General features: G+C 44.9%; 4 protein-coding genes and 9 pseudogenes. 11 read left to right on the forward strand and 2 right to left on the reverse strand.

The window, feature by feature from the left end; all coding sequences use genetic code 11:
* Positions 1-96: 96 nt before the first annotated feature.
* The 9 genes and pseudogenes from tnpA to ipgB2 form a co-directional block, all read left to right on the forward strand.
* Positions 97-474, forward strand: a pseudogene (gene tnpA, locus BFF42_RS07375) (IS66-like element accessory protein TnpA); the annotation flags it as partial.
* Positions 474-821 carry an IS66 family insertion sequence element accessory protein TnpB gene (gene tnpB, locus BFF42_RS07380; RefSeq protein ID WP_000622995.1) on the forward strand — a complete coding sequence of 116 codons (348 nt, stop codon included), beginning with the start codon at positions 474-476 and terminating at the stop codon, positions 819-821. The pseudogene tnpA and the gene tnpB, both read left to right, overlap by 1 nt.
* A gap of 19 nt (positions 822-840) precedes the next feature.
* Positions 841-2,265: pseudogene (locus BFF42_RS07385) on the forward strand (integrase core domain-containing protein); the annotation flags it as partial.
* A gap of 480 nt (positions 2,266-2,745) precedes the next feature.
* Positions 2,746-3,041, forward strand: a pseudogene (locus BFF42_RS07400) (transposase); the annotation flags it as partial.
* A gap of 84 nt (positions 3,042-3,125) precedes the next feature.
* Positions 3,126-3,263, forward strand: a pseudogene (locus tag BFF42_RS07405) (IS630 family transposase); the annotation flags it as partial.
* Between the two features lie 369 nt (positions 3,264-3,632).
* A pseudogene (gene ospD1, locus BFF42_RS07410) lies at positions 3,633-4,309 on the forward strand (type 3 secretion system effector/anti-activator OspD1).
* Between the two features lie 323 nt (positions 4,310-4,632).
* Positions 4,633-4,743 (forward strand): annotated as a pseudogene (locus tag BFF42_RS07420) (IS3 family transposase); the annotation flags it as partial.
* Positions 4,744-4,820: 77 nt separating this feature from the next.
* Entirely contained in the window at positions 4,821-5,135 is a 315-nt protein-coding gene (locus BFF42_RS26910) for a hypothetical protein (RefSeq protein ID WP_011114726.1), read from the forward strand.
* Positions 5,136-5,416: 281 nt separating this feature from the next.
* The gene (gene ipgB2, locus BFF42_RS07435; RefSeq protein ID WP_005057975.1) at positions 5,417-5,983 is read left to right on the forward strand and encodes a type III secretion effector IpgB2; all 567 of its coding nucleotides are present in this window, start codon (positions 5,417-5,419) and stop codon (positions 5,981-5,983) included.
* 261 nt (positions 5,984-6,244) lie between these two features.
* Here the strand turns inward: ipgB2 and BFF42_RS27210 are convergent.
* Positions 6,245-6,367: pseudogene (locus tag BFF42_RS27210) on the reverse strand (transposase domain-containing protein); the annotation flags it as partial.
* Positions 6,368-6,509: 142 nt separating this feature from the next.
* On the opposite strand from BFF42_RS27210, the pseudogene BFF42_RS07445 reads away from it, so the two are divergent.
* Positions 6,510-7,064: pseudogene (locus BFF42_RS07445) on the forward strand (IS3-like element IS3H family transposase); the annotation flags it as partial.
* A 339-nt stretch (positions 7,065-7,403) separates the two neighbouring features.
* Positions 7,404-7,642: pseudogene (locus BFF42_RS07450) on the forward strand (IS1-like element transposase); the annotation flags it as partial.
* A gap of 13 nt (positions 7,643-7,655) precedes the next feature.
* Here the strand turns inward: BFF42_RS07450 and BFF42_RS07455 are convergent.
* The coding region (locus BFF42_RS07455) for an IS1 family transposase (protein WP_000306640.1) at positions 7,656-7,749 on the reverse strand (94 nt) is incomplete at its 5' end.

Here is a 7,749-nt window from a genome sequence, read left to right on the forward strand (position 1 = left end):
TCCAATGTGCATAAAAAAATCCGGAAACAAGTGAGCGTTTCCGGATTCTTACACAGCCACTGGATCGGTCAACTGATCCTTAACTGATCGGCATTACCCCGGCGGCCTAATTTTCCTTATGAATTTAAAATCGCCTTAGTGGAGCAGTCACTGCAGCCCGGAGCCTGTGTGGCGCAGATCGCCCGTGAAAACGGAATCAACGATAACCTGCTCTTCAACTGGCACCATCAATACCGGAAAGGTGGCCTGCTGCCTTCCGGAAAAAATATGCCTGCACTGCTTCCCGTGACGTTAACGCCGGAGCCGGATAATAAAATCCCGGCTCCGGCACAGGAACCAGAGCAGATAAATACACCGTCCGACAGTCTGTGCTGTGAGCTGGTTCTGCCGGCCGGAACTCTCAGGCTTAAAGGTAAACTGACGCCGGCGTTATTACAGATACTTATCCGCGAAATAAAAGGGAGCAGCCACTGATGATATCTTTCCCTGCAGGTTCGCGTATCTGGCTGGTTGCAGGTATCACCGATATGCGAAATGGCTTTAACGGTCTGGCCTCAAAAGTTCAGAACGTCCTGAAGGATGACCCGTTCTCCGGGCATCTGTTCATCTTCCGCGGACGCCGGGGTGACCAGATAAAAGTGTTGTGGGCTGACAGTGACGGACTGTGCCTCTTTACCAGACGCCTGGAGCGGGGCCGCTTCGTCTGGCCGGTCACCCGTGACGGCAAGGTGCACCTTACTCCGGCCCAGTTATCCATGCTTCTTGAGGGCATCGACTGGAAACACCCGAAACGAACGGAACGCGCTGGCATCCGCATATAACCCGTTGTAAAGTGAGGATATGGACACCTCACTTGCTCATGAGAATGCCCGCCTGCGGGCACTGTTGCAGACGCAACAGGACACCATCCGCCAGATGGCGAAATACAACCGCCTGCTCTCACAGCGGGTGGCGGCTTATGCTTCCGAAATCAACCGGCTGAAGGCGCTGGTTGCGAAACTGCAGCGCATGCAGTTCGGTAAAAGCTCAGAAAAACTTCGCGCAAAAACCGAACGGCAGATACTGGAAGCACAGGAGCGAATCAGCGCACTTCAGGAAGAAATGGCGGAAACGCTGGGTGAGCAATATGACCCGGTACTGCCATCTCCCCTGCGCCAGTCTTCAGCCCGTAAACCGTTACCTGCCTCACTTCCCCGTGAAACCCGGGTCATCCGTCCGGAAGAGGAATGCTGCCCGGCCTGTGGTGGCGAACTCAGTTCTCTGGGATGTGATGTGTCAGAGCAGCTGGAGCTTATCAGCAGCGCCTTTAAGGTTATCGAAACACAACGTCCGAAACTGGCCTGTTGCCGGTGTGACCATATCGTGCAAGCACCGGTGCCTTCAAAACCCATTGCACGCAGTTATGCCGGAGCGGGGCTTCTGGCCCATGTTGTCGCTGGAAAATATGCAGACTATCTGCCGTTATACCGCCAGTCAGAAATATACCGTCGTCAGGGCGTGGAGCTGAGCCGTGCCACACTGAGGCGCTGGACAGGTGCTGTTGCTGAACTGCTGGAACCGCTGTATGACATCCTGCGCCAGTATGTGCTGATGCCCGGTAAAGTCCATGCCGATGATATCCCCGTTCCGGTCCAGGAGCCGGGCAGCGGTAAAACAAGGACTGCCCGGCTGTGGGTCTACGTTCGTGATGACCGTAACGCCGGTTCGGAAATGCCTCCGGCGTCTGGTTCGCGTACTCACCGGACCGGAAAGGTATCCATCCACAGAATCATCTGGCCGGTTACAGCGGAGTGCTTCAGGCCGATGCTTACGGTGGTTACCGGGCGTTGTACGAATCCGGCAGAATAACGGAAGCCCTGCTGCGTATCGGTGAACTGTATGCCATCGAGGCAGAAGTCCGGGGATGTTCAGCAGAACAGCGTCTGGCGGCAAGAAAAGCCAGAGCCGCGCCACTGATGCAGTCATTGTATGACTGGATACAGCAACAGATGAAAATTCATTCGCTGAAAATGGAATGTCTCCACGGAGAACACTATTATCCATCGGGAAATAGTGCGGGCAACAGTGTTTAGTTATATCGAGTGCGATTACAATCGCTGGCGACGGCACCGTTGGTGTGGTGGTCTCAGTCCGGAACAATTTGAAAACCAGAGCCTCACTTACGACTGTGTCCATATTATGTGGGTAGGATCAATAAAGACGTTTTATATGTGTCTGCTTGCAGCCAGAAAATTTATACCCTGCAGGTATCATAAACATGCTTGACAACTTAATTAGGGCCCCCTCTTCCTTTTATGGTGTAATTGTTTGATTGAATACTTCCGGGGATTTCAGTATGAAATGAAGTATATTTAATATACTTTACAAAAAGTTTGTATTAGTGGAATAAGAACAATAGTTTATCCAAACTGCCAAGCCCCTTTATTATAAGTAAGATCTGGCACTGGAATATTCTCAAAAGGACTAACATCATCACCACGACCTTCAACCAACCATAAAAAACAATACTATTTTAGGTGATGTATTAAATTAGTAGAATATTTATTCTTCTATAAAAGCACTACCCCAAGAGGTTAATCAGGTCATCCATGATTATTTATCATATACTAACTATGTGGGATTTCAACGTGAAAACTTATTTTCACTATAATCTTCAGGATTCGAAGATCATAGGAGCCTGTACATAAGTTTGTATAATTCTCTGATGTTGAACTATTTAATTTGATATCAAATGAAGGTGAATTTATGAATGAAAAACAGTTGACATCTAATAAGTTGCGGGCTTTAGCTAATGAACTAGCCAAAAGTCTCAAAAATCCTGAAGATCTCAGTCAGTTTGATTGGATGCTGAAAATGAAACCGTACTCAATGCTAATATGACTCATCATCTTGGGTGCGAGAAAAATCAGCTTAGATCTGGCAGCAATTCCCGCAATGGTTGCTTAACGAAGATTATCACTACTGGAGATGAACCTCTGGAAATCCGTACTCTGCGTGATCGTAATGGCACTTTCGAACCGCAACAGCTGAAGAAAAACCAGCCCTAGATTACTAAATCTGTCGGGCGATGGATTAACTGGTTCAGGCTGTCTGGTGCTGAAGGCCTGAAGTCACTGCTGTCAGTGATGTGGCCGGCTCTTCATGAGACAATAACCCGTAATCATCAGTGCCGTTCAATATGGCCACTGTTGAAAAAAGTTCGTCACTTTATGGAGACGGTTAGCCCACTTCCCGGAGAAAAACATAGTCTGGCCAAAGTGTAGCGGTATTAGGCTCACATATTTAGATGTAGATAAGCCGGAGCTGGCAGTTAAATCTAGGCAGCATCACAGAAATGGACAACGCCCCTAAGGACTGGCGTATGGCAATGAGCTGCTTTATTATCAAGTTTGGTGATCGCCTTGACGGTCACTTCTGAGTGAAGGCGCTTGCACAGAATGGTAAACGGACTCGATTATTGAATCTTAGGGATAAGATATATCTACGATATGTCAATATACGAAATCGAAAGAATTTATTGGTGAATATAGCCATTCAATGTGGCAATGGTTTTTTTAGATTAGCAATAGACTAATATCTATTACATTACAAAAATAGGTTATTGTTTTTTTTAGCAAAAAGGATGAACAAAAATGTCAATAAATAACTATGGATTACATCCAGCAAACAACAAAAATATGCACCTAATAATAGGCAGCAATACTGCTAATGAAAATAAAGGAATGAAACGTAATATCATTAACGTGACAAATACCGCTATATCCCACGCCATCAATGAAGAAAAATCAGGGGGGGGATATAGTGGTGTTTCTTTCAGAAAATTGGCCAAAATACAGAGCATATCCATTCCGACAAAGAATAATAAGGAGTATAACCGCCATAATTTGTTTTCATTGATTTGGCATGGAAATGCCGATGCAGCGCGTAAATACGGTGAATCGCTGTTGGCAGCCGAAATACCCAAAGAGGAAAAACTAGAAGTTCTTGCAGCACGAAATAATGCTGGGGAATCTGCTTTGTTCATAGCTCTTCAAGAAGGTCATTCCGCTGCGATTCAAGCTTATGGAGATTTTATTAAAACTTTTGATTTATCACCAAAAGAAACGATTAAACTATTGGATGTAAGAGATAATGAGGGGTTACCAGGATTATTTCTGGCCGCAGGGAAAGGGAATATCGAGGCTATGATGCATATATAAATATATGCCATCATAGTGGGATAAAACTTACAGAAATAGCAGACAGACTTAACAATAATGAACAAGACATGTTTAATATTATTTCTGACAAAATACAAGAGTTGTTTTAAGTGTGCTAAATAGCTGCAAAGAATTGCACTTAGAAGGATCTCTCCCCGAATTGTGTGATCTGCTTAATTTCTAAAAAGAAACAAACAGTTAACTAGACTGAGCGATACTACCCATAGAACCAGTTTCCCATGACGAACGACACTGGACGCAAAAACAATCATAAAAAACACAATAAATGTAATGAACACATCCCACCCTATTAAGTAAAGTGCACTGTGATAGAGGAAGGGAAATACAGGAAGGTGTGGAGCCTTGCAGATTTCTGGCATCATAGTGCCCAATACGGAATGCATAAAGCCCCCTCAGACTGGAGACTCCACAAATGAAATATACAGTGTTTAATTATATCAAGTGCGATTACAATCGCTGACGACGGCACAGTTGGTGTGGAGGTCTCAGTCCTGAACAATTTGAAAACCAGAACCTCACTTAAGCCTGTGTTCATATTACGTGGGTAGGATCATACTTTTATAGAAGCTGTCAGTGGCGACGTCCCAGCTAAATCACTTCATGCTCCAGCGTCAGAGAGGCAAGGTTGGGTTTGCTCAGCTGCCGGTTGATTTTGTTGCGATTGAACCGGACAGCGTCCAGGGTGTCGGCAAAAGAGCGAATCTCACCAATCGTTGTTTCATTATCCGCATTAACGATAGCTTCAAGAAACGCCAAGGTTTTATCGAATTCATCAGCAACAGTGGCTCCGGGCATACCGTGACCGTTTATACAAAACGGCGTTTTCAGCGTGGAGTTTTCATGAATAGCCTCAACACGAATGTCGTGAAGCCAGTGATGTATCGGCTACGATCCTCAGCTGATGCCAGACCATAGGACTGACACTACGAACAGCAATTTTAATGACGTAAATCTTCATAACTACAACTAACAGGGCATCATTATGAATGATGCCGGTTATTTTACCGCTGTTGGTCCCTTCATTTAGGGACTGCCCCAAGTTTTTTCATACTCTCTTTCTCAGAGAGTTTAGTCTCTGGGATTCCAGACGGTCCATCATTGAGCCAAGGGAGTAAAGAACTCAAAGCATTTACAGAATTGTTTGAATCAGCTAAAATAATGACAATGTTACTATTTTACATGACAAAGTGATTATAATGCTTGGAACATCTTTTAATAATTTTGGAATCAGTTTATCTCACAAAAGATATTTTTCAGGAAAGGTTGATGAGATTATCCGCTGTACAATGGGGAAAAGGATAGTAAAAATATCATCAACCAAAATAAATACTAGTATTTTGAGCTCTGTTTCAGAACAAATCGGTGAAAATATTACAGATTGGAAAAATGATGAAAAAAAAGTCTACGTATCCCGGGTGGTAAACCAATGTATTGATAAGTTTTGTGCAGAACACAGCCGAAAAATCGGCGATAATCTCCGTAAACAGATATTTAAACAGGTTGAGAAAGATTATCACATTTCTCTAGACATCAATGCTGCACAAAGTTCCATAAATCATCTTGTATCAGGAAGCAGTTATTTCAAAAAGAAAATGGACGAACTTTGTGAAGGGATGAATAGAAGCGTTAAAAATGATACAACAAGCAATGTTGCAAATCTTATTTCCGATCAGTTTTTTGAGAAAAATGTGCAATATATTGATCTAAAGAAATTACGTGGGAATATGAGTGACTATATTACAAATTTAGAATCGCCTTTCTGATGACAGAACATCCCGAGTAAAGAAACTAAGAAAAGTAAATACCCAGGAATTGCCTGAGCGGTGCTATATTTCTCCTCGCAAGTAAGTCCTAATATATTGAATTGTTGTATAGCCAGTTTTTGTATTTTCCTAGCTCATGGATGTGGGATCCCTCTCCCCTTTCTCTGCTCAAAGGTAAGCGGCTCGTCAGAATCATATTGATATTTACTGAGAAGTCAGATCAACTTTCCAAGGCAACAGATCGCGTACCCGGTTTGCCGGTCAGTCCTGGATATGTTCAATAACGTAACGCAGCCATTTTTCTGGCTCCACATTGTTCAGACGGCATGTGCCGATCAGCGAGAACAACACCGCTGCATGTTCGTCACCGCTGTCGGAACCTGCGAGTCGAGTCAGCCGGAGAGAGTTTCACTCTCCGGCTGCTCACGGAACCGTACGTGACACTCTCGCGTCATACGGCTCTTGATCACTCATTCGATGCACGTAGTAAATACCAGTGAGCAAATTGATCTTACCCAGCAATACGGTCAGTTACCGCGCACATGGCCTGCCTGTGTCAGAAAATCTGCTGGAGCAGGATTTTTACGCCAGTGGTCCGAACCAGAAGTGGGCGGGAGACATCACGTACTTACGTACAGATGAAGGCTGGCTGTATCTGGCTGTGGTCATTGACCTGTGGTCACGTGCCGTTATTGGCTGGTCCATGTCACCACGCCTGACGGCGCAACTGGCCTGCGATGCCCTGCAGATGGCGCTGTGGCGGCGTAAGAGACCCCGGAACGTTATCGTTCACTCGGACCGAGGAAGTCAGTACTGTTCAGCAGATTATCAGGCGCTGCTGAAGTGGCATAATCTGCGTGGCAGTATGAGCGCAAAGGGCTGCTGCTACGATAATGCCTGCGTGGAAAGCTTCTTTCATTCGCTGAAAGTGGAATGTCTCCACGGAGAACACTTTATCAGCCGGGAAATAATGCGGGCAACAGTGTTTAATTATATCGAATGTGATTACAATCGCTGGCGACGGCACAGTTGGTGTGGCGGCCTCAGTCCGGAACAATTTGAAAACCAGAACCTCGCTTAGGCCTGTGTCCATATTACGTGGGTAGGATCACTTACGCCCTGTGGTTGAAACGTGAGCATATTGTTTTCAGATGCTGTTGTCTTGCTTCAGAGTGATCTGTCCTCCGGATTTACGCAAAGTTATCCACAGGCACTGTGCATTTAAAAAACTTATCTTTTCTTCTTGATTTTAAAAACTCAGATCGTCATATCATTATGATAAACATAATAAAAAACTCTAAACATGAGAAGGTTTTTAACGTAAGGTGAGAGGATTTTTAAGTGTATCCATAGATTAAAAATGACAATGCCTCCAATTAGTTGAATTAGGGGTTATAATACCCGCTTTTAAGGTTCTTTCATGGTCACAGTTAACTTTCATTGCCCCCGTTGCCAGTCCGTTCAGGTTTACCGTCACGGGCAGAACCCAAAAGGACATGATCGATTCCGTTGCCGTGACTGTCACCGGGTGTTTCAGCTCACTTACTGTTACGAGGCCCGTAAACCGGGAGTTAAAAACCAAATCACTGAAATGGCTTCAACGGTGCCGGAGTTCGCGATACTGCCCGTACGCTGAAAATCGGCATCAATACCGTCATGGTAATGACCCAACTTATTGATAGTGTTTTATGTTCAGATAATGCCCGATGACTTTGTCATGCAGCTCCACCGATTTTGAGAACGACAGCGACTTCCGTCCCAGCCGT

Source organism: Shigella sp. FC1661, from assembly GCF_001712525.1.
Taxonomy (GTDB): Bacteria; Pseudomonadota; Gammaproteobacteria; order Enterobacterales; family Enterobacteriaceae; genus Escherichia; species Escherichia coli.

What these genes read in the sequence shown, in the direction of transcription:
- tnpB (WP_000622995.1), top strand. Translation starts at nt 474, where the DNA reads ATGATATCTTTCCCTGCAGGTTCGCGTATCTGGCTGGTTGCAGGTATC.
- BFF42_RS26910 (WP_011114726.1), top strand. Translation starts at nt 4,821, where the DNA reads ATGCTCCAGCGTCAGAGAGGCAAGGTTGGGTTTGCTCAGCTGCCGGTT.
- ipgB2 (WP_005057975.1), top strand. Translation starts at nt 5,417, where the DNA reads ATGCTTGGAACATCTTTTAATAATTTTGGAATCAGTTTATCTCACAAA.